The sequence below is a fragment of the Streptomyces sp. NPDC058086 genome (assembly GCF_042885015.1).
GTDB lineage: Bacteria > Actinomycetota > Actinomycetes > Streptomycetales > Streptomycetaceae > Streptomyces.
In genome coordinates this window covers 20247-41732 of the sequence record NZ_JBHVST010000097.1, presented here as the reverse complement: position 1 = coordinate 41732, position 21486 = coordinate 20247, and the positions used below count along the sequence as shown (strand labels likewise).

Below are 21486 nucleotides of genomic sequence, written 5' to 3'. Positions count from 1 at the left end.
GCACCAACAACGTCTCTCTCGACGGCGCCGGAAACCTCCGGATCACCCCACGGCGCGACGCCGCGGGCAACTGGACGTCGGGCCGCATCGAGACGAATCGCTCCGACTTCCAGCCGCCCGCCGGCGGCAAACTCCGCGTCGAGGCCCGGCTCCAGATGCCGAACGTGACCGGCGCCGCCGCCAAGGGCTACTGGCCCGCCTTCTGGATGCTGGGCGCCCCGTACCGCGGCAACTGGTGGAACTGGCCCGGCGTCGGCGAGCTGGACATCGTGGAGAACGTCCAGGGCATCAACAACGAGTGGGCCACGATGCACTGCGGCACCAGCCCGGGCGGCCCCTGCAACGAGAAGTCCGGCATCGGCGGTCAGAAGGTCTGCGAGGGCACGACCTGCCAGGGCGGCTTCCACACCTACGCCGTGGAGTGGGACAGGTCGACCAGCCCCGAGGAGATGCGCTTCTACCTCGACGGCGTCAACTTCCACACGGTCAGGCAGAATCAGGTCGACGCCACGACCTGGGCCAACGCCACCAACCACGGCTACTTCATCATCCTGAACGTCGCGATGGGCGGCGAGTTCCCGGCGGCCTTCGGCGGCGGCCCCGACGGCGGCACGGACCCCGGCCACCCGCTCGTGGTCGACTACGTCCAGGTGCTCCAGTCGACCGGCGGTGGCGGCACGACCCCGCCGCCCACGACCCCGCCGCCTTCCGGCAACCGTGACGCGTACAGCGCGATCCAGGCCGAGTCGTACGACGGCCAGGCGGGCGTCGGCACGGAGACCACCACGGACACGGGCGGCGGCCAGAACATCGACACGCTCGCGAACGGCGACTACGCGCTCTACAAGGGTGTCGACTTCGGCGCCACGGCGGCCAGGCAGTTCTACGGCCGGGTCGCGAGCGGCGCGGCGGGCGGTGTCAGCGGACTGGTCGAAGTGCGCCTCGACAGCCGCACGAGCGCGCCGATAGGCAGCTTCGCGGTGGCCAACACCGGCGGCTGGCAGACGTGGAAGACGGTCCCCGCGAACATCAGCGCCGTCACCGGAACCCACGACGTCTATCTGACCTTCACCAGCGGCCAGCCCGCGGACTTCGTGAACGTCAACTGGTTCGACTTCGGCCACTGACGGGAGAGTTGACGAATGATCGTACATCTCCCGGTCAGGCCCAGGAGATCACGCCCCGAGGTCAGAAGGCTGGTGACAGCCGTCCTGACCGCCCTCCTCACGGTGCTGGCACTCGGCCTGGCCGGGGCGGTATCCGCGAGGGCCGCCGCCGACTACACCCAGGGCGTCACCTCGACCGGTTCCGGTTCGGTCCAGATCTGGTTCAAGCCGACCACCCCCGCGTCCCTGGTCGATGTGCACTACCTGTCGGCCGGCGCCGGCCAGCAGAACTTTCGGATGACGAACAACGCGGGCACCTGGCAGCAGAACGTCAGCGGCCTGCCGAGCGGCTTCACCCTGGAGTACTGGTTCACGTACGAGAAGAGCGGCCCGCTCTACGACACCCCGCACTTCTCCTACGCCATCGGCAGCGGCGGCGGGGACGGGGGCGGAGGGAGCGGGGACGGGGGCTTCCCCATCACGTTCCAGAACAACACCCGTGGCACGTACGCCAGTACACAGATCTACGTCACCGTGCTCGGCCAGGTGACGCCCGGTCAGTGGTCGTACATGAAGGCAGACGGGACCATGACCCACATCAACCACCTGGACGCGAACGCGCCGGGACACCTGACCAAGAACGGCGTGAACTACCCGGACATGTCGTTCACGCTCGCCCGGTCGGGCGGTTCGGTACCTTCGCCGACATCGATCCGCGGCGGCCGGATCTACGTCTCCCTCGGCTCCCCGCTCTACATTCCGGTCTCTCCGGACGACCAGGGCTGGGGCGGCCCCGACCTGCGCAACCCGAACGACCCCAACACCGACGTCTACTACGACTGGTACGAGTACACGTACGTCTTCGGACAGGTGGCCTTCGGCGGCAACACCACCCAGGTCGACCAGTTCGGCTTCCCGATGACCTCACGTCTGACGCAGACGTCGAGCGGCTACGACACCGCACGGGGCATCACACTGACCCGCGCCCAGGTGATGTCCCAGTACGCCGCCTCGGTGGGCGCGGCCTTCAAGCCGCTGCAGAGCACCTACCGGATCACCGCGCCGCGCTCCTCCCACCTCTTCCTCACGGGAGGCTCCCAGGCGAACTACCTCCAGTCGACCATCGACCAGACCTGGTCCTACTACTCCGCACACCCCTTCAGGCTGACCCGGCTCGGTGAGACCTTCACCGGCGGTGTCTCCGGGACCACGCTCACCTTCACCAAGAACGGCGCCGGTCCCTACACGCTCCAGAAGCCGTCCTCCCCGGACGTCGTGGCCTGCGCGGGCGCGCTGGCCACGGGCAGCGACCCGGAGAAACAGCTCGGCGCGGAGTTCTGCGCCGCGTTCAACCGGGGCGTGGCCCTCGACACCTCGGCCTGGTACACCCCGTCCGCCTACTACACCGGAGGCATCAAGAACGACTACGCCGCCTTCCTCCACACCGTCGGTCTCGGCCGGCGTGCCTACGCCTTCCCCTACGACGACATCAACGACCAGTCGTCCGTGCAGATCCTGGGCAACGCGAACCCGCCGACCGGGCTGACACTCGGCATCGGCTGGTGATCCACACGCGGTGAAGAGGGGGCGGCCTCGGAGGTCCGGCCTGGAGAGTCAGGCGAAGCCGTTCGAGCCGCCCCCTCCCCCAGCAGGAGCGGGTTCTCCGAGGCCCGGTCAGCGGGGCGTGGTGCGCAGGTCGATGCCGCGGCGGTGGGCGTCGGAGGCCACGACCTGGGCCGCCAACTGGGACAGCCGCTGCCGGTCGGCGTCCGAGAGCGGCGCGACGGACAGCTCGATCCGCTCGGTGAACTCTGCCGCGAGCTGTTCGACGAGTTGTCGGCCGGCGTCGGTGATCGACACCTGGAACGCGCGGCGGTCGTTCGGGCTGACGGTGCGCGTGACCAGGCCGCGACGCTGTGCGCGGTCGACCAGGCCGCTGATCGAGGACTTGTCCAGGCCGAGCAGCCGACCGAGCTGGTTCATCGTCGGCTCCCGGTCCCGCAGCACCCCGAGCAGTCGCGTCTGGATGATCGACAAGTCATGCTGCCCGGCGATCTCGTCCAGGGCGTTGTGCACCAGAAACGACAGCTGGGCGAGGGCGTCCACATCCACCGGCCCGGGATCCTCACCTGTGCGTGGCGGTGCGACCGGGGGCGGCGTGTCGTTGGGCGAAGTCATACTCCGATTCTACTTGCAAAGGTACGTGCCGCGAACTAGTTTAGTACGTGCCACGAACCAATCTTGGTGTGTGGCCTTCGAGCGTGCTGAAACCGCCCGGACAACTACTGCCGACGGAGAGCTGAGCCATGACTCACACCCCGGACACTGACGTGATCATCTGCGGAACGGGAGCGGCCGGATTAACCCTCGCCATCGACCTCGCCCGCCGGAATGTCGGATTCCTGCTGATCGACAAGGCGGCGCATCCGTTCATCGGCTCCCGCGGCAAGGGCATTCAGCCCCGAAGCCAAGAGGTGTTCGAGGACCTCGGCGTGATCGACCGGATCGTCGCCTCCGGGGGTGAGTACCCGGTCCAGCGTTTCCACACCGCCGAGGGACCGGTCGACAAGGCCACCGTCGAGATGTCGGATCCGACGCCGGACGAGCCGTACCAGATTCCACTGCTCGTCCCGCAGTTCCTCACCGAGCGCCGGCTGCGGGAACGGCTGACCGAGTTCGGCCACGCCCCGCACTACAGCCACGAACTCGTCGGCTTCGACCAGGACGCCGACGGCGTGACCGCACGGATCGCGACCCCTGACGGCGAGCGGACCGTGCGGGCCTCGTACCTGATAGGCGCCGACGGCGGATCGAGCTTCGTCCGCAAGGCCCTCGGCATCGGCTTCCCCGGCAAGACCCTCGGCGTCCGGGCGATCGTCGCGGACGTACTGGTCGATGGTGTCTCGTCGGACGCCTGGCACCGCTGGGGCGAGGACACGGCGGCGCAGGTGTCGTTGTGCCCGCTCTACGGCACCGACATGTTCCAGCTCCAGGCCCCCATTCCCTTCGAGGTCGACATCGACCTTTCGGCCGAGGGGCTCACCTCGTTCTTCCGCGAGCGCACCGGCCGGAACGACGTCGTGATCCGTTCGGTGTCCTGGGCGTCCGCGTTCGAGATGAACGCCCGGCTGGCCGACACCTACCAGCGCGAGCGGGTGTTCCTGACCGGGGACGCGGCACACTGCCATCCGCCGACCGGCGGACAGGGCCTCAACACGAGCGTCCAGGACGCCTACAACCTCGGCTGGAAACTCGCCGCCGTGCTCGACGACGCTCCGGAATCGTTGCTGTCGACCTACGAGAAGGAGCGCCGACCGATCGCCGAGGCAGTCCTCGGCCTCTCCGAGAGGCTGCTCGAAGCGGCCAAGAACCGAGACACCCACCGGGGCCGCGAGGTGAGTCAGCTCGATCTCGGCTACCTGGACTCGCCCTTGTCGATGACCGGTCCGGACCGCGACAAAGGCGTCCGGGCCGGCGACCGCGCGCCCGACGCGCCCGTGACCGGCGCGGGCGGCCTCCCCACGCGCTTGTTCAGCCTGTTCCAGGGGCCCCACTGGACCCTGCTCGGCCACGACGTCGACGATGCCCCGGCACCGGCGCCGCGCCGTGGCCTGCACATCCACATCATCGGCGGTGGGGGCGACATCCTCGACACCGGCGGCCATGTCCACAGCACATACGGGCTGTCGTCCGAGCAGTGGGTGCTGGTCCGTCCGGACGGGTACGTCGCGGCCGTGGTCGGCACGGCCGACCTCGGTTCACTCGCCACCTACCTCGACGCAGTCGGCATCCGCCCCGTGGCGGTGACGCAGCCGCACCACGCAGAAACGAGCGCCGACATGCCCGCACCGAGCCTTTCGACCGTCCCCCGCACCCGACGTGAGCACCGTCGGATCCGCGGCGCCGCCGAGCAGCGACTCGCCACCGCCCAACGCGAGCTCCATCAGCTCTCGCGCCAGGTCCAGCGCGACCTGCGCAGCGTCCGCAGGCAAGGGGAGACCACCGCGATCGTCGCCCGCTCGAACTTCGCCGAGCTCGCGGTCCAGAGCATCACCCGATTGGCGGCCAACCTCCGCACCGACCCCAGCGACCGGAACGGCCGGAGCGACCAGTAGCTCCTCGGCCGCCCCGGCGCCGACGAGGCGAATGCCCCATACGGGTGATCCTCCACACCGCGCGTCAACTCCGTTGCACTGCGCAGCCCACCACGGAGCACGGCCGTGGTCCCGTTGAGGGACCCACGGTTGGGCGTACGTGGTTGGGCGTACGTGGTTGGGCCGTTCGCGCTCAGCCGGAACTGGAAGTGTCGGACACCTCGTTCGCGGCGCGACGGTACTCGGCGTTGATGCGCTGCGCTTCCTCGAGTTGGTCCTCGAGGATGACGATGCGGCAAGCGGCCTCGACGGGGGTCCCCCTGTCGACGAGCTCTCGGGCGCGAGCGGCGATCCGGAGTTGGTAGCGGGAGTACCTCCGGTGCCCACCCTCCGAGCGCAGCGGAGTGATCAGGCGGGCTTCGCCGATGGCCCGGAGGAAGCCGGGAGTCGTACCGAGCATCTCGGCGGCCCGGCCCATCGTGTACGCGGGGTAGTCGTCGTCGTCCAGACGACCACTCAGTGGAGTATCTGCTGTCATTTCACCTCGTTGTGCAACGCGTCGAGGGGCCCCGATGCCGTACGGCACCAGGGCCCCGAAGGAAATTGAACACCATCTGTCGGCACTACCGCTCTGCCGACCTCTTGTTTCCGCTACCTGGCCCCTGTGAGGGGGCGGGAATGCGGGGATCGCGGATGCGTGACCGGGGACCACCTTCCATTCCGGGGTCTTGCGGCACCCGACCTCGTGCTTGTCGGCCGGGCGATCCCGATGGCGTCGGCTCCTTCCGTTCCTCCGCTGGATCAACTCACTTGGCAGGCGGCGCGACCGTCCGTCTCGTCACCGTCCTACGGACAACTCGGCTTCGAGACTCCACAGTCACCCCGACCTGCGAACTTCTGCACTACGAGAGAAACACTAATCACGCCACCGCCCAATGTCTACTCTGTCAAACGTAGATTTTAGGTTGCCCAAGGCACGTATATTCTCTGTCGTGCAGGCCATATGGGCAGGTGGCGGCGGAGGCGCGGCGGTCGACCGACTCCAGCGCTCTGATCGCGCACCGAATAGAATCGGCTCTCATGTCGAACCCTGACGAGCTGCTCGTGGATCTCTGCGCCCTGGTGGAGTCCGAGCAGAGCAATCAGATGTCATTGACCGTGGTGGTCGGCGGTGCCGTCATCACCGGGCGGCTGGCTCCCGAAGCCGTATGGAGGGAGCGCGTGTCGGAGGTCCTCAAGGACTCGGACCGCCTGGGCCCCTTCTCCGACGTCTTCTCCGCCGACCGGACAGTGGGCCGACCCGAACCCGGCGAGGCTCCCACGCATCTGCACTTCCACCTCGCCCGGATCCTGCAGGGCAGCGTCGGAATTCCCGAGACGGGCGGAATGTATCGCGTCGCGATCAAGGACGTCAGTGCCTGGACCGTGGGCGACTTCAGTTACTCCGACCAGTGAGGCACCGTACCCGGACCGCTCCGGTCGGCCGGGAGCCGTCGACCGGACGGTGACACGCGATGGGGCCCTGCCGACGCGCGTCGGCAGGGCCCCATCGTTGTCCTGGTGTCAGCTTCCGTCGGTTCTCACAGTCCCAGCGGCGTGGGGCTGCCGAGCAGCGCCGACGCGGTCTGCAACGGCGTAAGGGCCTGCATGGCGGTCGCCGACTCACGGGTGGGCTCATGGGCGCCTCGGCAGGTGAAGCCGAGGCGCGTCATGGCCCGGGTGACTTCCCCGCTGGTGAAGTCGCGGGGGTCCTGCCGAGTGATGACCACGCCCACCTGCTTCACGGGGTAGTGGCGGCGGCCGATGACCACGGACTCCCCCGTGATGGGCTCCGGCTTGACGCCCTTCATCGAGGCAAGTACCCCGCTCTTGGTGAGGTCGAAGGGGAACCGGGCGATGACGCAGCGCATGATGCCTCGCAGGGAAGGGAGAAGGGAGAGGGAGGAACGGGGCTGATCCCGATCGGGTGAGCCGGATCAGAGGGAGACGGTGAGGGCGAGGGCGCCCGGGCCGCGGCCGTGCGGTCCGCCGGTGTCGAGGACATCCCGTACCCGGATCCGGTCCGTGTAGGCGGGGCTGTCACGGACCACGGCGAGTTGGGCCCGCGTGACCGAACCAGTGCAGTGTTCGTCCTGGTCGCAGAGGAGCAGGTACTCGACACGGGCACTGGCCATGAGGAACAGGGCCACCTCGACGGTGATGTCGTCACCGACCCGCGGTCCGGATGCGTCCAGGGCGTCGAACACGGTCGTGAGAGCGGGACCGACCTGGCGTTGCTGCGTCTGAACCAGTGTCAAAGGGGGCCTCCTGGATGGATGGGTGAGGTTTCCGATCACGAAGGTTCTAGGCCGCCGCTGTGGCTGCGGACGACCGCCGCGGCGTGCGGCGTGCCGCCTCGCCGGCGGATCGGCCCTGACCGGTACGTCCGCGGCGGCCCCGGGACGGGGAAGAGGAGCCGCGCCGAGGACGTTCCACGACCGGCGCGGTGATGGTGACCGCGATCCCCGAGGGGGCCTGGGCGCCGGTGATGCGACTCAACTCGGCTTCGCCCGAGCGCACTTGGGTGGTCTGGGGGGTGATCCCGGCGGCAGTCATCAGTCGGCTCATGTCGCGTCGCTGTTGAGGCGTCACCAGGGTGACGACGCTGCCGGACTCGCCGGCGCGGGCCGTGCGGCCGCCCCGGTGCAGATAGTCCTTGGGGTCGCTGGGCGGGTCCACGTTCACGACCAGGTCGAGGTTGTCGACGTGGATCCCGCGCGCCGCGACATTGGTCGCCACGAGCACCGTCACATGCCCGGTCTTGAACTGGGCCAGAGTCCGTGTGCGCTGCGGCTGGGACTTGCCTCCGTGCAGGGCCGCGGCGCGGACGCCGCTGTTCAGCAGATGCTCGGTCAGCCGGTCCACCGCGTGCTTGGTGTCCAGGAACATGATCACCCGACCCTCGCGTGCCGCGATCTCGGTGGTCGTCCGCTGCTTGTCCGCGCCGTGCACGTGGAGTACATGGTGCTCCATGGTGGTGACCGCACCCGCGGACGGGTCGACGGAGTGAACCACGGGGTCGTTCAGGTAACGGCGGACCAGGAGGTCGACGTTGCGGTCCAAGGTGGCCGAGAACAGCATCCGCTGCCCCTCGGGACTCACCTGGTCGAGCAGCGCGGTGACCTGGGGCATGAAGCCCATGTCGGCCATCTGGTCGGCCTCGTCGAGGACGGTGATGGCGACCTGGTCCAGACGGCATTCGCCGCGGTCGATGAGATCCTTGAGCCGGCCCGGCGTCGCTACGACGACCTCGGCCCCGCCGCGCAGCGCACTGGCCTGCCTGCCGATCGGCATCCCACCGACCACCGTGGCCAGACGCAGTCGCACGGAACGGGCGTACGGAGTGAGCGCGTCGGTGACCTGCTGGGCCAGCTCTCGGGTGGGTACGAGGACCAGGGCCAGCGGCAGCCGCGGCTCGGCGCGTCGACCGGCCGTACGGGCCAGCAGGGCGAGACCGAAGGCGAGGGTCTTGCCGGAGCCGGTGCGGCCGCGGCCGAGTACGTCACGGCCCGCGACGGAGTTCGGCAGGGTCGCCGCCTGGATCGGGAACGGTACGGTCACACCTGCGCGGCCGAGCTCGGCCAGCAACGGCGTCGGCAGGGCGAGATCGGCGAACGCCTCGACGGCGGGCAACGCGGGGGTGATCGTGGTCGGCAGCGCGAACTCACCTTGCGGTGAGGTCTGTTGGCGTCCGTACCCCTTCGCGCGGCTGGGGGCAGTGGAGCGGCTGGAGGATGCGGCTCCGTAGCGGCTGCCGCCCCTTTGGGAACCAGAATTTCCGCGGGCGCGGGTGCGGGCGAAGCGATCATTTGTACGCGTGCGGTTCATGGGGAACCTTCCTTGATGTGGCACGTATCAAGGAATTCCCGCAGCGAATGAACAGCGCAGAGAATCGCAAGAACGAGCCGAAAATAATGCGGAGCCGAATCGGTCGGATCGGATCGGCCAGATCGGTCGGATCGGCAGGGAATGGCCTCGGAATACGCCGCCGCAGAGAGCAGCGCGATCTCGGCAGTGAGACCGGGTATTCGTTGAGTGAGGCCTTGGCGGATTTGCATCCGGAGCGTTGAGGTGGAACATCCCCGGGGGGAATCCGGAGGAGCTCGTGGGTGACATCACCACGGCCCTGACGGAGCGATTGCGCCCCGGAAAGCGGCGAGCTGGGGCCCGCACCCCAAGGTGCGGGCCCCAGCTGCGAAGTACGTGTCAGCGTCAGGCGGGAACGATGTTCTCAGCCGTCGGGCCCTTCTGACCCTGCGCGATGTCGAAGGTCACCTTCTGGCCCTCCGACAGCTCGCGGAACCCCTGGGCGGCGATGTTCGAGTAGTGGGCGAAGACGTCCGCGCCGCCGCCGTCCTGCTCGATGAAGCCGAAGCCCTTTTCCGCGTTGAACCACTTCACGGTACCGGCAGCCATGTCAAATCTCCTTCGGGACGGTGTTCGGAGCTTCGCACTGTGCGTACTCCGCGTCGCCGCGATGATTATCCCGCCGGAAAGATCGCCGGAGCCGAAAAAGAGCGCCACCGGCAGATGAAGCCGGTGAGGGCACTTGCAAGATTTCGGGAACCACAACTGCAACTGGGATCTACAGTAGCACGTTGCGATCGATCGCGTGCGGTAAATAATCGCGCCCCGCCTGTCGATACAGTAAACCTCGTTGCACCTTCCGCCATTTTCTCACTTCACGGGCACAGATATTGGCTCGCCCCGAGGGGTGACGGATGACGCGGACGAGGCTGCGGCTCCATCGAACAGTTCCTCGCCACGCTGCGCCATGCGAGCCGGAAGACCCTCCCCAGGGTTGCTCGGACAGTTCGCGCCCGCGCTCGGCCTGCGCACCGCAGACCTTTTCGCCATAGCGGGGATACCGATACCGGAGGAGCTGACACCGCCGGCCGCGAGGGGCGGGCGGCCGGCCGCCATGGCCGGCCCTGTCGACGAAGTCGATGTCGGGGTCGAGGCGGCGGCCGAGATGCGTTGGCCTCTCGGCTCACCGTGTTTGCGGGGAGGTGGGGCGAATCGTGTCCTTCTTCGGCCGTGCCGCGTGGGCCACGAGGAGCAGGAACAGTCCGCAGGTGGAGACCAGGATCCAGCCCGGGCGGGACGCGTGCGCGAGTCCCGTCGGGGTGGTGCCCGCGACCAGGCCGCCGGCGATGGCTATGCCGAGCGCGGAGCCGAGTTGGCGTGCGGTGGACGTGATCGCTCCGGCCACGCCCGCACAGGTGGAAGGCAGTCCGCTCACCGCGGTGTTGGTGATCGGCGCGTTGGCGAAGCCGAACCCGACGCCGATGAGCAAGTAGGCCGACAGGAGCAGGAGCACGCTCGTGTGCTGGTCGAGCCCGACCAGGCAGAGTCCGCCCGCCGTGATGAAACCGCCGGCCAGGACAAGCGGCAACCGCGGTCCGATACGACCGACCAGACGGCCGGACAGGGGTGCGCAGACGGTCGCTCCGACAGCCATGGGCAACGTCGCCACGCCGGCGGCCAGTGGTGTCCAGCCTCGGGTGTGTTGCAGGTAGAGGGTGTTGAGCAGGAGCGTCACGTTCAGGGCGACGAAAACCGCCACGGCGCCCAGCACGGCGCTGCTGAAGACCGGATGCCGGTAGAGCCGTAGATCCATCAGCGGCTCGCTCCGGCGGGATTCGACCGACACGAATCCGACTGCCGCCACGGCAACGATCGCGTACGCGACCAGCGCCGGAAGCGACGCCCAACCGATACGCGGTCCCTCGATGAGGACGCCGACCGAGACGCCGATGACCACGGTCAGCAGGGCCTGCCCCGGGAGGTCGAGCCGCTGTGCCCGCGGTGCGCGGGACTCCGGCACGAAGAGCGCGCTGAGCACGAGGGCGCCCACGATGACCGGCGCGTTGATCCAGAACACCGACCGCCAGCCGCAGCCCGCGATGAGGGCGCCGCCCGTAACAGGGCCGGCCGCCATGCTCAGCCCGAAGACCGACGCCCAGACACCGATCGCCTGCGCTCGCTCCCTCGGGTCGGGCATCGCGTTCACCACGATCGCGAGAGCCACGGGACTGAGCATCGAGGCGCCGATTCCCTGGACGGCGCGGGCCGCGATCAGCACGCCCACCGAAGGAGCGATCGCACAGACCAGCGAAGCCGCACCGAACACGACCAGGCCGACCTGGAACACCCGACGGCGTCCGAACCGGTCCGCCAGCGCGCCGGAGGAGATCAGGAGACTGGCCAGGACGAGCGTGTACGCGTCCACGGTCCATTCGAGGCTGCGGGTCCCGATACCGAGACCATGCCCGATCGCCGGCAATCCGACATTGACGATGGTGGTGTCCAGGCCCACCAGGAACATGCTCAGACAGCAGACGGCCAGCACCGTCCAGCGTCCGCGTACGCTCAGAACGGGCTGAACGGGGTCAAGTGGCTGAATGGGATGGGTGGTCGCGGTCACTTGGTACCTCTCACGTCCGGAAGGGGCTGCCCGGCAAGGCTCAGGCCGGACCGCACCCGCCGCCCACCAAATTTGCGAAGGCTGCAAACTGGACCCCATGGACGCGGAGCTGGAACAGATCATCGACGGCATCGGCCCCCGGCTGCGCACGCTGCGCCGGGACCGCGGACTCACACTGGAGGCGCTCGCGGCGACGACCGGAATGTCGGTGAGCACGCTGTCGCGTCTCGAGTCGGGCAAGCGGCGCCCGACCCTGGAGTTGCTCATCCCGCTCGCGCGTACGCACCGCATCGCACTCGACCAGCTGGTGGCCGCGCCGGCCACCGGTGACCCTCGGGTGCATCTCAAGCCCTTGCGCAAAGGTCACGGCAGCGTCCTCGTGCCGCTGACGCAGTACCCGGGTCGGGTGCAGGTGTTCAAGCAGGTACTGGCTCCCCGCGAGCCGGCGTTGGTGACCCATGACGGCTACGAGTGGCTCTACGTCCTCGCGGGCGAACTTCGCCTCATCCTCGGACAGCAGGACTGCACACTCCACCCGGGCGAAGTGGCCGAGTTCGACACCCGAGAACCGCACTGGTTCGGTCCGGCGAACAACAGCGCCGTCGAAATCCTGCATCTGTTCGGACCACGAGGCGATCAAGCCGTGGTCCGCGCGAAACCGTCCGCATCCGATCCCGACCGGGCGACCGCCGCAACCCCGCCGTCAACAACGTCTTGAGTCGAGCCGCCGCGGGGCTGATCCGGTGGACGTGCTCCGCCCCGTCACCTCCGTCATTCACCCGCGGGAAAGTCCGCCGAGCGGCTGACATCGGCCCACCGCTCGGCTTCGGCGGCACGGGTACGGGAGGCGGTGGCCGCCATCTCGACGGCTCCGGCGCCGAGCAGCAGGCGCAGCGGCGGCTCGTCGAGCCCGACGAGGTCGGTGATGATCCTGGCTGCCCGGGCGGGGTCTCCGGGCCAGGTCGCGGCGGTCTGTTCGCGGTAGCGGCTCATCGCGCCAACGGTCTCTTCGTACGCGGGGCTTACGGGCAGGGCGGTCATGGACGAGCCGCCCCAGTCGGTGCGGAAGCCACCGGGCTCGATGATGGTGACCTTGATACCGAGGGGCCCGACTTCGGCGTTGAGGACTTCGGAGAAGCCCTCGACGGCGAACTTCGCGGTCTGGTAGGCGCTCAGGCCCGGTGATCCGCCCACGCGTCCGCCGATGGAGGAGAACTGGAGGAAGTGGCCGGAACCCTGTCGGCGCAGTACGGGCAGGGCAGCCTTGGTGACGTTGACGACGCCGAACAGGTTCGTCTCGATCTGGGCCCTGAAGTCCTCGTCCGGCATGTCCTCGATGGCGGCACTGTTGGCGTACCCGGCGTTGTTCACGACGACGTCGAGCCCGCCGAAGGCGTCCAGGGCGAGTTGCACGGCGGCGCGGGCGGCCGCCGGGTCGGTGACGTCGAGGGCGACGGCGCGGACTCGGTCGCCGTAGCGCTCGACGAGGTCCTTGAGCTGCTCAGGGCGGCGGGCCGTGGCCACGACACGGTGGCCGTTGTCGAGGACGTGGCGGGCGAGTGCCCTGCCGAAGCCGCGGGAGCTGCCGGTGATGAGCCAGGTCTTGGTCATGAGGTGTCTTCGCTTCCGGGAGGGCGGTGGCTGAGGAAGGCCGGGAACCGCAGGGCTGGACCCTGCTAACTAAACAGTCATTTACATAGTGCGACTGCTCATGGGATGTGTCAAATAAACAGTTAGTTGCACTACTCTGGAGGCATGCCCCAGCACCAGCCCCCCGCCCGCCCCCGGGACTCCGAGGCCACCAAGGCCCGCCTGCTCAAAGCCGCGACGGACGAGTTCGCGGCCCGCGGTATCGCCGGTGCCCGAGTGGATCGCATAGGCGCCGCGGCAGAGGTGAACAAGGCCCTCATCTACACGTACTTCGGCAACAAGGAGCAGCTGTTCGACGCCGTCATGGATGCGCATGTCGCCCGCGTCCTCGACGAGGTCCCCTTCACACCCGAGGACCTGCCGGGCTACGCGGGCCGCCTGTTCGATTTCCTCCTCGCCAACCCGCACCAGCTCCGGCTGGCCACCTGGCACCGCCTCGAACGTTCGGGCACGGACCGCGAGCCTCAAGGGCTGGAAGCCTCCATGCGGCAGAAGACCGCCGCGATCACCGAGGCGCAGGCCAACGGCCTGCTGACCACGGCCTTCACCCCCGAAGACCTGCTCGTGTTCACCCTCGCCCTCGCCAACGCATGGATGCCCACCAGCCCCATGGCCACCCACGACCAGGCTGCCGAGCAGACCCGACAGCACCGCGACGCGGTCGTCGAGGCCGTCCGACGCCTCGTCGCGGGAACGTCGACAACCCAGCCCCTTCAGGAACTGGGCACCGGCGTCTGCACAACGTGACGACCGAATCCCGCCGGGCAAGGCGGTCCACAAGCCGCAAGGTTGGGGGTGCGACTTCACTTGTGACTTTGGACAGGAAGGGATCGAGATCGATGACGCCCCCCGCCGCGCACCGCACGTACGCACTGCTCGGTCCGGACGGGCAGCTCTGTCGGAGTGGCACGCCGGGCGCACTCGGCGGACACCGGCGCGGGCGCCTCTACGGGCGTCTCAACTGCCCTTCCGCCCTCCGGGCCATCGCCCGCGGCCACTACGTCGAGCACCGCGTGTTCTTTCCGGACGAGGCCACCGCGATCGCGGCCGGATACCGGCCCTGCGCGGTCTGCCTGCCCGACGAGTTCGCCCGCTGGAAAACGACCCGAGAAGGCAGTGGCGCCTCGTCATGAGCATCCTCGCCGAGCGGGAGCGGTCCCGCTCACCCCTGATCGGTGCCGCCGAGCTGGCCGAGTTCAGCGACCTGCCCGCACCCACGCCGCATACGGACGCCGAACTCGCCGCCCTCATCGGCCTGTTGACCCTTCCGAAGTCGCGGATCGAGACCGTGACCATCGGGCACAGCCGCGACGCAAATTCCCTGGCGGCCGCCGAAGCCTTCGCCGCCGCGTGGGACGCGCGTGGCGGAAAGGTCCTCGCGTCGGTGGACTGGCCGGAGACCGCCGCATCCTGGCTGCGCCCCGCCAGAAGGCTGACTGCCGAAGCACCCGACGCCTGGGTCATGGCCGGGGCTCCGCTCGGCTTCGCCCAACTCGCCCGCCGTCTGCGCCACTCCACCGACTGGGACCCGGCGCGCACCTTCGCCTTCGCCTCTCTGCGGGACACCCGCCTCCCCGCGCTCGCAGGCCCGGACACCCTGCACGGCCTGCGCGGGGCGACCGCCGACGGCGCTACCTGGCACGTCCGCCACCGCTGGGTCATGTCCTAGGTCGTGAGCGGCCGTGCCAAGCCGGAACGGCTCACCCCGTCGCCTCGGAAGGCGCTCGGGAACGCAGACGGCGGAGCATCCGAACGTCCTGGAAGCCCACCTCGCGGGCCGCGGCTTCCACCGTTGTGCCGTGGCCGATCAGGTGCTCCGCGCGTTCCAGTCTCAGGGTCTGCTGGTAGCGCAGCGGCGTCAGGCCGCCGGTGGCGCGGTGGAACATCCGGGTCAGCGTGCGTTCGCTGACGCCGACACTGGCGGCCACGTGGGCCAGCGGCAGTGGTTCGGCGAATCGGGCGTCGATGAGGTCCTGAGCACGGTGGACGGTGTCATCGAGGTGGGACCGGTGCCGGAGCATGGCGCTGGCCTGCGGCTCGTGGCCGTTGCGACGGGCATAGACGACCATGTCCCGTGCCACCTGGGCGGCGAGTGCGGGACCGTGGCGGACGGCCAGCAGGTGCAGCGCCAGGTCGATGCCGCTGGCGATACCGGCCGACGTCACGACCCGGTCGTCGGTGGTGAACAGCACATCCCGCACCACGATCGCCCGGGGATGGCGGGCCGCCAGTTCGTCCTGGAGGTGGTGGTGCGTGGTGCACCGGCGCCCGTCCAGCAGCCCGGCCCGGCCGAGGGCCTCGGCCCCGGCACACACGCTGGCGACAGCGCCTCCGGCGGTGTGGTGGGCGCGCAGTCGATCCAGCATGGACCGGCTCAGCTCGGGGCCGGCGCGCAGTGTGGACGCTCTCCACCCCGGCACCACCACCAGGTCGTCGGCGCCCAGCTCCGGCCACTGGGTGCGGGCGGCCAGCGGCAGTCCCTGGGCGCTGCACACCTGCTCCTGGTCGGCGACGTAGCTCAGCCGGTAGGGCTGTCCGAAGTCCCCCGCCATGCTGAAGACCTGGGCCGGTCCGGCGAGGTCGAGCAGGTGGACGCCGGGTACGAGAACGAAGACGACATGGCTCACGCCTCGGATGCTCCCAGCTCCGCCTCCCGCTCGGCCACCGTGGAGATCCGGGCGAACCGGTCGCGCAGAACGGCCTCGGTGCGCTCGATGATCGCGTCGGCGCTGAGCTCGCCGATCGGATTGGTGGTGGTGGCGTCGGTGACGAAGACCATCCGGTATCCGAGGTCGCTTCCCACCCGGGTGGTGGTTTCCACGCACTGCTCGGTACGGATGCCGCAGACCGTCAGCTCGCGCACGCCCGCCTCGGTGAGCAGTTGTTGCAGGTTGGTGGTGGTGAAGGCGTTGTGGGAGGTCTTGTGCAGGACCGGCTCACCGGACTGCGGCCGCTCCAGTTCGTCCAGCAGGCGGACGTGCCCCTGGGCCGGGTCGAAGACGCCGCCGCTGCCGGGCTCGGTGTGGAGGACCCAGACGACCAGGTCGCCGTTGGCGCGGGCGAGTCGCACCAGACGGTTGACCGGCTCCGCGATCTTCGGATTGGCGATCTCCTCCCACAGCGGGCGGGCTCGGAAGGATTCCTGGACATCGATCACAATCAGCGCTCGGTTCATGCCTCCCATTCTGACCTGGCCAGATACCGGATCCGCAGGCCTGATCCAGGCCCGCACCGGAACGATCCGGTCAGCGGCGTGAGGACTTGGTGCGAGGGGTCGGTACGTGGGCTCGCAGAAAATGAGACGCGGCGTCGTGCCGTCTCTGACAAGCTGGCGCGTCGGGCCCCCGAGGACCGGCAGTTCGTCAGCCACAGGAGTCCGAATGATCGTGATCCCGCCTCGCCTGGCCCCGTTGCTGCAGCAGTTCGACTTCGCGCGCGAACGCCTCGCCGGCCGCATGGCGGGACCGGTCATGGACAGCGGTGACGGGACGGACACAGAGGTCGGCCCCATGACCGGCGAGGAGTACTTCTGGGAGCCGGTGCCGGGCTGCTGGTCGGTGCGGCGGCGTGCGGACGGGCCCGGCCCGCGCGCGACCCTCCTGGCGGGCACCGGTGACTGGGGGCGTGACGCCGCGCCCTACCCGCACCCGTGGCCGCCGCCCTTCACCACCATCGCGTGGCGCCTGAGCCACCTGAGCGAAATGCTGACCCTGCGCGCCGACCACACGGACGGCAGCCACGCGCTGACCCGGGACGTCAGTCCCGTCAGCGGGGATGTCGCGGGGGCGGTCGCCGCGTTCGACGCCGGCGCCACTGCCTGGCGCAAGGCACTGCTGAGCGTCGACGACGCCGCGCTCGACACCGTGGGGTACTGCACCTACCCGCACGGCAGCGACGCCGACGAACCCTTCATCGACATCGTGTGGTGGGTCAACCAGGAGCTGCTGCACCACGGAGCCGAGATCGCCCTGATACGGGACCTGTATCGCGCCGGACAGCACTGACCCGGCCAACCGACCGGTCGTCCGGCCGAGCACGCGGTTGCGGAACAGACCGGGCCGGTCCCTCAGTACGCGGCGAGCCCGCACTCCCTGAACTGCTCTCGCACGCGCTCGGTCAGTCCCGGTCCGGGAACCGGGGTGTCGCGCAATGGGAAGGGGATCCCCAGGGCTTCGTACTTCGAGGCGCCCAGCTTGTGGAAGGGCAGGACGTCCACCCGCTCGACGTTGCCGAGGCCGGCGACGAAGCGGGCGAGCCCGGCGACGGCCTCCGGGGCGTCCGTCCAGCCGGGGACGAGGACGTAGCGGATCCAGGTGGGGATGCCGAGGCGGTCCAGGCGGGTGGCGAAGTTGAGCGTGGGCGCCAGTTCTCCGCCGGTCAGTTGCCGGTACGCACGGATGTCGAAGGACTTGATGTCCAGGAGCACCAGGTCGGTGTCGGCGAGGAGTTGGTCGGTGGCCCTGGCGCCGAGGAAGCCGGAGGTGTCGAGGGCGGTGTGCAGCCCGGCCTCCTTGCAGCGGCGCAGGAGTTCGGCGGTGAAGACGGGCTGGAGCAGGGGTTCACCGCCCGTGATCGTCACCCCTCCGCCGGCCGTGGTGACGAAGGCCCGGTATTTCTCGATCTCGGCCATCACCGCCTCGACCGTGGCCTCCTTCCCGTCCCTCATGTGCCAGGTGTCGGGGTTGGCGCAGTAGAGGCAGCGGAGCGGGCAGCCGCTGACGAAAAGGACGAACCGGGTCCCGGGGCCGTCCACGCCGGTGGACAGGTCCCAGGAGTGGATCCGGCCGGTCGCCATGGTCCTCACAGCGATCCGTGGAAGGTGCGGCTGATCACGTCGAGCTGCTGCTCACGGTTCAGACGGACGAAGTTGACGGCGTAGCCGGAGACACGGATGGTCAGCTCCGGGTACTTGTCGGGGTGTTCCATCGCGTCCTCCAGCGTGGCCCGGTCCAGGACGTTGACGTTCATGTGGAAGCCGCCGGAGGCCGTGTACGCGTCGAGGATGCCGATCAGGTTCCCGACTCGCTCACCGGGCGCGTGCCCCAGCCCCTCCGGGGTGATCGTCGTCGTCAGGGAGATGCCGTCGCGGGCCTGCTCGTAGGGCAGTTTGGCGACCGACAGCGCGGAGGCCGCCGCACCGTGCCGGTCACGCCCGTTCATGGGGTTGGCCCCAGGTGCGAAGGGCTGTCCGGCGCGCCGGCCGTCGGGGGTGTTGCCGGTGTGCTTGCCGTAGACGACGTTCGAGGTGATCGTCAGTACGGACTGGGTGTGCTCGGCGTCCCGGTAGGTCGGGTGCCTGCGCACCTTCGCCATGAAGGACTCGACCAGGCCGACCGCGAGGGCATCGACACGGTCGTCGTTGTTCCCGTACGCCGGCCAGTCGCCCTCGGTCTCGAAGTCGACCGCCAGCCCGGTGTCGTCCCGGATCACCTTCACCCGGGCGTGCCTGACGGCGGACAAGCTGTCGGCGGCGACCGACAGACCCGCGATGCCACAGGCCATGAAGCGGTGCACCGGATAGTCGTGCAGTGCCATCTCGATGCGCTCGTAGGCGTACTTGTCATGCATGTAGTGGATGACGTTGAGCGTGTTGACGTAGGTCGCGGCGAGCCAGTCCAGCATGCGGTCGTACGCCGTGGACAACTCCTTGTACTCCAGGTACTCCCCGGTCAGCGCGGGCGCCTCGGGTGCGATCTGCTCGCCGGTCATCTCGTCCCGGCCGCCGTTGATCGCGTACAGCAGGGCCTTGGCGAGGTTGACCCGTGCCCCGAAGAACTGCATCTGCCTGCCGACCGCCATCGCCGACACACAGCAGGCGATCGCGGTGTCGTCCCCGGTGTGCGGGCGCGTCAGCTCGTCGGACTCGTACTGGACGGCGCTGGTGTCGATGGAGACCCTGGCGCAGAACTCCTTGAAGCCCGTCGGCAGCCGGGGCGACCAGAGCACGGTCAGGTTGGGTTCGGGGGCCGGGCCGAGGTTGTACAGGGTCTGCAGGAAGCGGAAGGAGGTGCGGGTGACCAGTGGCCGGCCGTCCGTGCCGATGCCGCCGAGGGACTCCGTCACCCAGGTCGGGTCGCCGGAGAACAGGGCGTCGTACTCAGGGGTGCGCAGGAACCGTACGATCCGCAGCTTGATCACGAAGTCGTCGACCAGCTCCTGGGCGCGGGTCTCGTCGAGGATCCCCTCCGCCAGGTCCCGTTGCAGGTACACGTCCAGGAAGGTGGAGGTGCGGCCGAGCGACATCGCTGCGCCGTTCTGTTCCTTCACGGCGGCGAGATAGCCGAGGTAGACCCACTGCACGGCCTCGTGGGCGGTGGTGGCGGGGCGGGAGACGTCGCAGCCGTACGTGGACGCCATCCGCGTCAGTTCGTCCAACGCCCTGATCTGCTCGGCGAGTTCCTCACGATCGCGGATGACGTGCTCGGTCGAGGGCTCGGCGTCCAGCAGGGCCCGTTCGGCGCGCTTGGCCGCGGTCAGCCGTGCGGTGCCGTACAGCGCCACGCGCCGGTAGTCGCCGATGATCCGGCCGCGGCCATAGGCGTCGGGCAGTCCGGTGATGATCCCGGCCCTGCGGGCGGCGCGCATCTCGGGTGTGTACGCGTCGAAGACACCGTCGTTGTGGGTCTTGCGGTAGGTGCCGAAGACGCGGGTGACGAAGGGGTCGGGCTCGTAGCCGTACGCCCTCAGGCTGTTTTCGACCATCCGCAGGCCGCCGTTCGGCATGATCGCGCGCTTCAGCGGGGCGTCGGTCTGCAGGCCGACGATCAGCTCCCGCTCTCGGTCGATGTACCCGGGCGCGTGCGAGGTGATCGTCGAGGGGGTCGCCGGGTCGACGTCGAGAATGCCCCGGCGCCGCTCCTCCGGGAAGAAGGCGCTGACCTTTTCCCACACGGTCCGGGTGCGGTCCGTCGGGCCGGTCAGGAAGGCCGCGTCACCCTCGTAGGGCGTGTAGTTGGCCTGGATGAAGTCGCGTACGTCGACGCTCCCCCAGCCTTCGGCCGGGGGGACCCCCATCTCGCTGCGCTCGCGCCATCGCGTCCCGGCGAAGCCACGCCATGCCTCGGGGGCGCGCGTTCCGGCTGTCACTGTCGCTGTCATCGCCGGTTCTCTCCCTTGCTCCGCACTGGAATGTCTCCCTTTCGATACTCGTGCGACGCGATGGCCGCCGGGAGGGCCGGGCAGGGCCCGTGTCCTGGCCGCCCGGCCTTCGGCGAGGGCCGTTCGGCCCTCTGGTCACGGGCGTTCACGCGACGGTCAGGTCCGGCCTGACGAGGGTGCCCGACCTGCCGTGGACGATCTCGTACGCGGCGTCCAGGGATCCGATCGCGGCCAGTCCCCCGGTGCGTTCGACGAACCGGGCGGCAGCCTCGGTCTTGGGACCCATCGAGCCGTCGGGGAAGCCGCCGCGGCGCAGCTCGGCGGGGGTGGCGCCGAGGACGGGCCGCTGGTCGGGGGTGCCGTAGCCGGCGTAGACGCAGGGTACGTCGGTGAGGATGAGCAGGAAGTCGGCCTTGAGGTCCTCGGCGAGCAGCGCCGCGGTGAGGTCCTTGTCGATGACGGCCTCGGCACCGGTGAGTGCGCCGGTGTCCTGGTCGGCGGTGACGGGGACGCCTCCGCCGCCGGCGCAGATGACGAGTGTGCCGCTGTTCAGCAGTTCGTGCACGGTGTCGGTCTCCAGGATGCGTTCGGGTGCCGGGGAGGGGACGACGCGGCGCCAGCCGGTGGTGTCGGCTGCGATGTGCCAGCCGCGCTTTCGGGCGAGCGTGGAGGCGACTTCGTAGGGGTACACCTGGCCGACGAACTTGGTGGGGTGGTCGAAGGCCGGGTCGTCGGCGCGGACAAGGGTGTGGGTGACCAGCGCGGCGATCCGCCGTCCGGGCAGGGCGTCGTGCAGGGTGCGGGCCAGCAGGGAGCCGATCATGCCCTGGGTCTGGGCGCCGAGCAGATCCAGCGGGTAGGGGGCGCTCAGGGCGGGGTCGGCGGCGCTCTCGACGGCGAGCAGACCGATCTGGGGGCCGTTTCCGTGGGTGATGACGATCTCGTGTTCCTGGGCGAGGGCGGCGATCGCGGTGGTCACCCGGTCGATGTTCGCTTCCTGGACGGACGCGTCGGGGCGTTCACCGCGGTGCAGCAGGGCGTTGCCGCCGAGGGCGATGACGATGCGCATGGC

22 protein-coding genes are annotated in these 21486 nt (G+C 69.2%); 9 read left to right on the top strand and 13 right to left on the bottom strand.

The genetic code is table 11. The features are described 5' to 3' along the window. Both ACFVWD_RS45145 and ACFVWD_RS45140 read left to right on the top strand, forming a co-directional pair. The coding region (locus ACFVWD_RS45145) for a carbohydrate-binding protein (protein ID WP_389603967.1) at positions 1-1127 on the top strand (1127 nt) is incomplete at its 5' end. A 72-nt stretch (positions 1128-1199) separates the two neighbouring features. Then, positions 1200-2672, top strand: coding sequence for a glycoside hydrolase family 64 protein (locus ACFVWD_RS45140; RefSeq protein ID WP_389603966.1), 1473 nt, complete (start codon positions 1200-1202; stop codon positions 2670-2672). A gap of 108 nt (positions 2673-2780) precedes the next feature. Here the strand turns inward: ACFVWD_RS45140 and ACFVWD_RS45135 are convergent, their stop codons facing one another. Then, entirely contained in the window at positions 2781-3284 is a 504-nt protein-coding gene (locus tag ACFVWD_RS45135) for a MarR family winged helix-turn-helix transcriptional regulator (protein WP_389603964.1), read from the bottom strand. 128 nt (positions 3285-3412) lie between these two features. Between ACFVWD_RS45135 and ACFVWD_RS45130 the strand changes: the two genes are divergently transcribed. Next, positions 3413-5221 (top strand): FAD-dependent oxidoreductase, encoded by a 1809-nt coding sequence (locus tag ACFVWD_RS45130; RefSeq protein WP_389603962.1) that lies wholly within the window; start codon positions 3413-3415, stop codon positions 5219-5221. A 172-nt stretch (positions 5222-5393) separates the two neighbouring features. Here ACFVWD_RS45130 and ACFVWD_RS45125 read toward each other — a convergent pair whose 3' ends face one another. Next, on the bottom strand, positions 5394-5738 hold the full coding sequence (locus tag ACFVWD_RS45125; protein WP_054235794.1) for a MerR family transcriptional regulator: 345 nt from the start codon (positions 5736-5738) through the stop codon (positions 5394-5396). A gap of 542 nt (positions 5739-6280) precedes the next feature. Between ACFVWD_RS45125 and ACFVWD_RS45120 the strand changes: the two genes are divergently transcribed. Then, a complete protein-coding gene (locus ACFVWD_RS45120) occupies positions 6281-6655 on the top strand; it encodes a hypothetical protein (RefSeq protein WP_168499649.1) in 375 nt (124 codons plus the stop codon). 125 nt (positions 6656-6780) lie between these two features. Here the strand turns inward: ACFVWD_RS45120 and ACFVWD_RS45115 are convergent, their stop codons facing one another. The 5 genes from ACFVWD_RS45115 to ACFVWD_RS45095 all read right to left on the bottom strand — a co-directional run bounded on the left by ACFVWD_RS45115 (position 6781) and on the right by ACFVWD_RS45095 (position 11666). After that, the gene (locus ACFVWD_RS45115; RefSeq protein ID WP_389603961.1) at positions 6781-7110 is read right to left on the bottom strand and encodes an SCO5918 family protein; all 330 of its coding nucleotides are present in this window, start codon (positions 7108-7110) and stop codon (positions 6781-6783) included. 66 nt (positions 7111-7176) lie between these two features. Continuing rightward, positions 7177-7497 carry a hypothetical protein gene (locus ACFVWD_RS45110; RefSeq protein WP_389603959.1) on the bottom strand — a complete coding sequence of 107 codons (321 nt, stop codon included), beginning with the start codon at positions 7495-7497 and terminating at the stop codon, positions 7177-7179. Positions 7498-7543: 46 nt separating this feature from the next. Beyond that, positions 7544-9067: a DEAD/DEAH box helicase gene (locus tag ACFVWD_RS45105; protein WP_389603957.1), complete on the bottom strand. Its 1524-nt coding sequence runs from the start codon at positions 9065-9067 to the stop codon at positions 7544-7546. A 384-nt stretch (positions 9068-9451) separates the two neighbouring features. Continuing rightward, positions 9452-9655 (bottom strand): cold-shock protein, encoded by a 204-nt coding sequence (locus tag ACFVWD_RS45100; protein WP_030872951.1) that lies wholly within the window; start codon positions 9653-9655, stop codon positions 9452-9454. A gap of 574 nt (positions 9656-10229) precedes the next feature. Then, complete coding sequence (locus ACFVWD_RS45095; RefSeq protein ID WP_389603956.1) at positions 10230-11666, bottom strand: MFS transporter; 1437 nt, start codon at positions 11664-11666, stop codon at positions 10230-10232. 97 nt (positions 11667-11763) lie between these two features. On the opposite strand from ACFVWD_RS45095, the gene ACFVWD_RS45090 reads away from it, so the two are divergent. Continuing rightward, complete coding sequence (locus ACFVWD_RS45090) at positions 11764-12384, top strand: helix-turn-helix domain-containing protein (protein ID WP_384924041.1); 621 nt, start codon at positions 11764-11766, stop codon at positions 12382-12384. 53 nt (positions 12385-12437) lie between these two features. Here the strand turns inward: ACFVWD_RS45090 and ACFVWD_RS45085 are convergent, their stop codons facing one another. Further along, the gene (locus tag ACFVWD_RS45085; RefSeq protein WP_389603954.1) at positions 12438-13277 is read right to left on the bottom strand and encodes an oxidoreductase; all 840 of its coding nucleotides are present in this window, start codon (positions 13275-13277) and stop codon (positions 12438-12440) included. Between the two features lie 144 nt (positions 13278-13421). On the opposite strand from ACFVWD_RS45085, the gene ACFVWD_RS45080 reads away from it, so the two are divergent. The 3 genes from ACFVWD_RS45080 to ACFVWD_RS45070 all read left to right on the top strand — a co-directional run bounded on the left by ACFVWD_RS45080 (position 13422) and on the right by ACFVWD_RS45070 (position 14985). Next, positions 13422-14063: a TetR family transcriptional regulator gene (locus tag ACFVWD_RS45080; RefSeq protein ID WP_389603953.1), complete on the top strand. Its 642-nt coding sequence runs from the start codon at positions 13422-13424 to the stop codon at positions 14061-14063. A 92-nt stretch (positions 14064-14155) separates the two neighbouring features. Continuing rightward, on the top strand, positions 14156-14449 hold the full coding sequence (locus ACFVWD_RS45075; protein WP_389603951.1) for an Ada metal-binding domain-containing protein: 294 nt from the start codon (positions 14156-14158) through the stop codon (positions 14447-14449). Beyond that, a complete protein-coding gene (locus ACFVWD_RS45070; RefSeq protein ID WP_389603950.1) occupies positions 14446-14985 on the top strand; it encodes a hypothetical protein in 540 nt (179 codons plus the stop codon). Before ACFVWD_RS45075 ends, ACFVWD_RS45070 begins: the two co-directional genes overlap by 4 nt. Positions 14986-15016: 31 nt before the next feature. Here ACFVWD_RS45070 and ACFVWD_RS45065 read toward each other — a convergent pair whose 3' ends face one another. Both ACFVWD_RS45065 and ACFVWD_RS45060 read right to left on the bottom strand, forming a co-directional pair. Continuing rightward, entirely contained in the window at positions 15017-15943 is a 927-nt protein-coding gene (locus tag ACFVWD_RS45065; RefSeq protein ID WP_389603948.1) for a GlxA family transcriptional regulator, read from the bottom strand. Continuing rightward, on the bottom strand, positions 15940-16491 hold the full coding sequence (locus ACFVWD_RS45060) for a cysteine hydrolase family protein (protein ID WP_389603946.1): 552 nt from the start codon (positions 16489-16491) through the stop codon (positions 15940-15942). The genes ACFVWD_RS45065 and ACFVWD_RS45060 overlap by 4 nt, the downstream gene beginning before the upstream one ends. 208 nt (positions 16492-16699) lie before the next feature. On the opposite strand from ACFVWD_RS45060, the gene ACFVWD_RS45055 reads away from it, so the two are divergent. Next, positions 16700-17320 carry a DinB family protein gene (locus ACFVWD_RS45055; protein ID WP_389603973.1) on the top strand — a complete coding sequence of 207 codons (621 nt, stop codon included), beginning with the start codon at positions 16700-16702 and terminating at the stop codon, positions 17318-17320. A gap of 62 nt (positions 17321-17382) precedes the next feature. Here the strand turns inward: ACFVWD_RS45055 and pflA are convergent, their stop codons facing one another. The 3 genes from pflA to ACFVWD_RS45040 all read right to left on the bottom strand — a co-directional run bounded on the left by pflA (position 17383) and on the right by ACFVWD_RS45040 (position 21483). Beyond that, complete coding sequence (gene pflA, locus ACFVWD_RS45050) at positions 17383-18111, bottom strand: pyruvate formate-lyase-activating protein (protein ID WP_389603944.1); 729 nt, start codon at positions 18109-18111, stop codon at positions 17383-17385. A gap of 5 nt (positions 18112-18116) precedes the next feature. Continuing rightward, positions 18117-20414 (bottom strand): formate C-acetyltransferase, encoded by a 2298-nt coding sequence (gene pflB / locus ACFVWD_RS45045; RefSeq protein WP_389603942.1) that lies wholly within the window; start codon positions 20412-20414, stop codon positions 18117-18119. Between the two features lie 145 nt (positions 20415-20559). Further along, positions 20560-21483: a carbamate kinase gene (locus ACFVWD_RS45040; protein ID WP_389603940.1), complete on the bottom strand. Its 924-nt coding sequence runs from the start codon at positions 21481-21483 to the stop codon at positions 20560-20562. Between the last annotated feature and the right edge of the window lie 3 nt (positions 21484-21486).

Bases quoted from the DNA above. Each gene is read 5' to 3' on its own strand.
- ACFVWD_RS45135 (WP_389603964.1), bottom strand. From the start codon at position 3,284: ATGACTTCGCCCAACGACACGCCGCCCCCGGTCGCACCGCCACGCACA.
- ACFVWD_RS45125 (WP_054235794.1), bottom strand. From the start codon at position 5,738: ATGACAGCAGATACTCCACTGAGTGGTCGTCTGGACGACGACGACTAC.
- ACFVWD_RS45115 (WP_389603961.1), bottom strand. From the start codon at position 7,110: ATGCGCTGCGTCATCGCCCGGTTCCCCTTCGACCTCACCAAGAGCGGG.
- pflB (WP_389603942.1), bottom strand. From the start codon at position 20,414: ATGACAGCGACAGTGACAGCCGGAACGCGCGCCCCCGAGGCATGGCGT.
- ACFVWD_RS45100 (WP_030872951.1), bottom strand. From the start codon at position 9,655: ATGGCTGCCGGTACCGTGAAGTGGTTCAACGCGGAAAAGGGCTTCGGC.
- ACFVWD_RS45060 (WP_389603946.1), bottom strand. From the start codon at position 16,491: ATGAACCGAGCGCTGATTGTGATCGATGTCCAGGAATCCTTCCGAGCC.
- pflA (WP_389603944.1), bottom strand. From the start codon at position 18,111: ATGGCGACCGGCCGGATCCACTCCTGGGACCTGTCCACCGGCGTGGAC.
- ACFVWD_RS45085 (WP_389603954.1), bottom strand. From the start codon at position 13,277: ATGACCAAGACCTGGCTCATCACCGGCAGCTCCCGCGGCTTCGGCAGG.
- ACFVWD_RS45080 (WP_389603953.1), top strand. From the start codon at position 13,422: ATGCCCCAGCACCAGCCCCCCGCCCGCCCCCGGGACTCCGAGGCCACC.
- ACFVWD_RS45105 (WP_389603957.1), bottom strand. From the start codon at position 9,067: ATGAACCGCACGCGTACAAATGATCGCTTCGCCCGCACCCGCGCCCGC.
- ACFVWD_RS45090 (WP_384924041.1), top strand. From the start codon at position 11,764: ATGGACGCGGAGCTGGAACAGATCATCGACGGCATCGGCCCCCGGCTG.
- ACFVWD_RS45075 (WP_389603951.1), top strand. From the start codon at position 14,156: ATGACGCCCCCCGCCGCGCACCGCACGTACGCACTGCTCGGTCCGGAC.
- ACFVWD_RS45070 (WP_389603950.1), top strand. From the start codon at position 14,446: ATGAGCATCCTCGCCGAGCGGGAGCGGTCCCGCTCACCCCTGATCGGT.
- ACFVWD_RS45120 (WP_168499649.1), top strand. From the start codon at position 6,281: ATGTCGAACCCTGACGAGCTGCTCGTGGATCTCTGCGCCCTGGTGGAG.
- ACFVWD_RS45130 (WP_389603962.1), top strand. From the start codon at position 3,413: ATGACTCACACCCCGGACACTGACGTGATCATCTGCGGAACGGGAGCG.
- ACFVWD_RS45040 (WP_389603940.1), bottom strand. From the start codon at position 21,483: ATGCGCATCGTCATCGCCCTCGGCGGCAACGCCCTGCTGCACCGCGGT.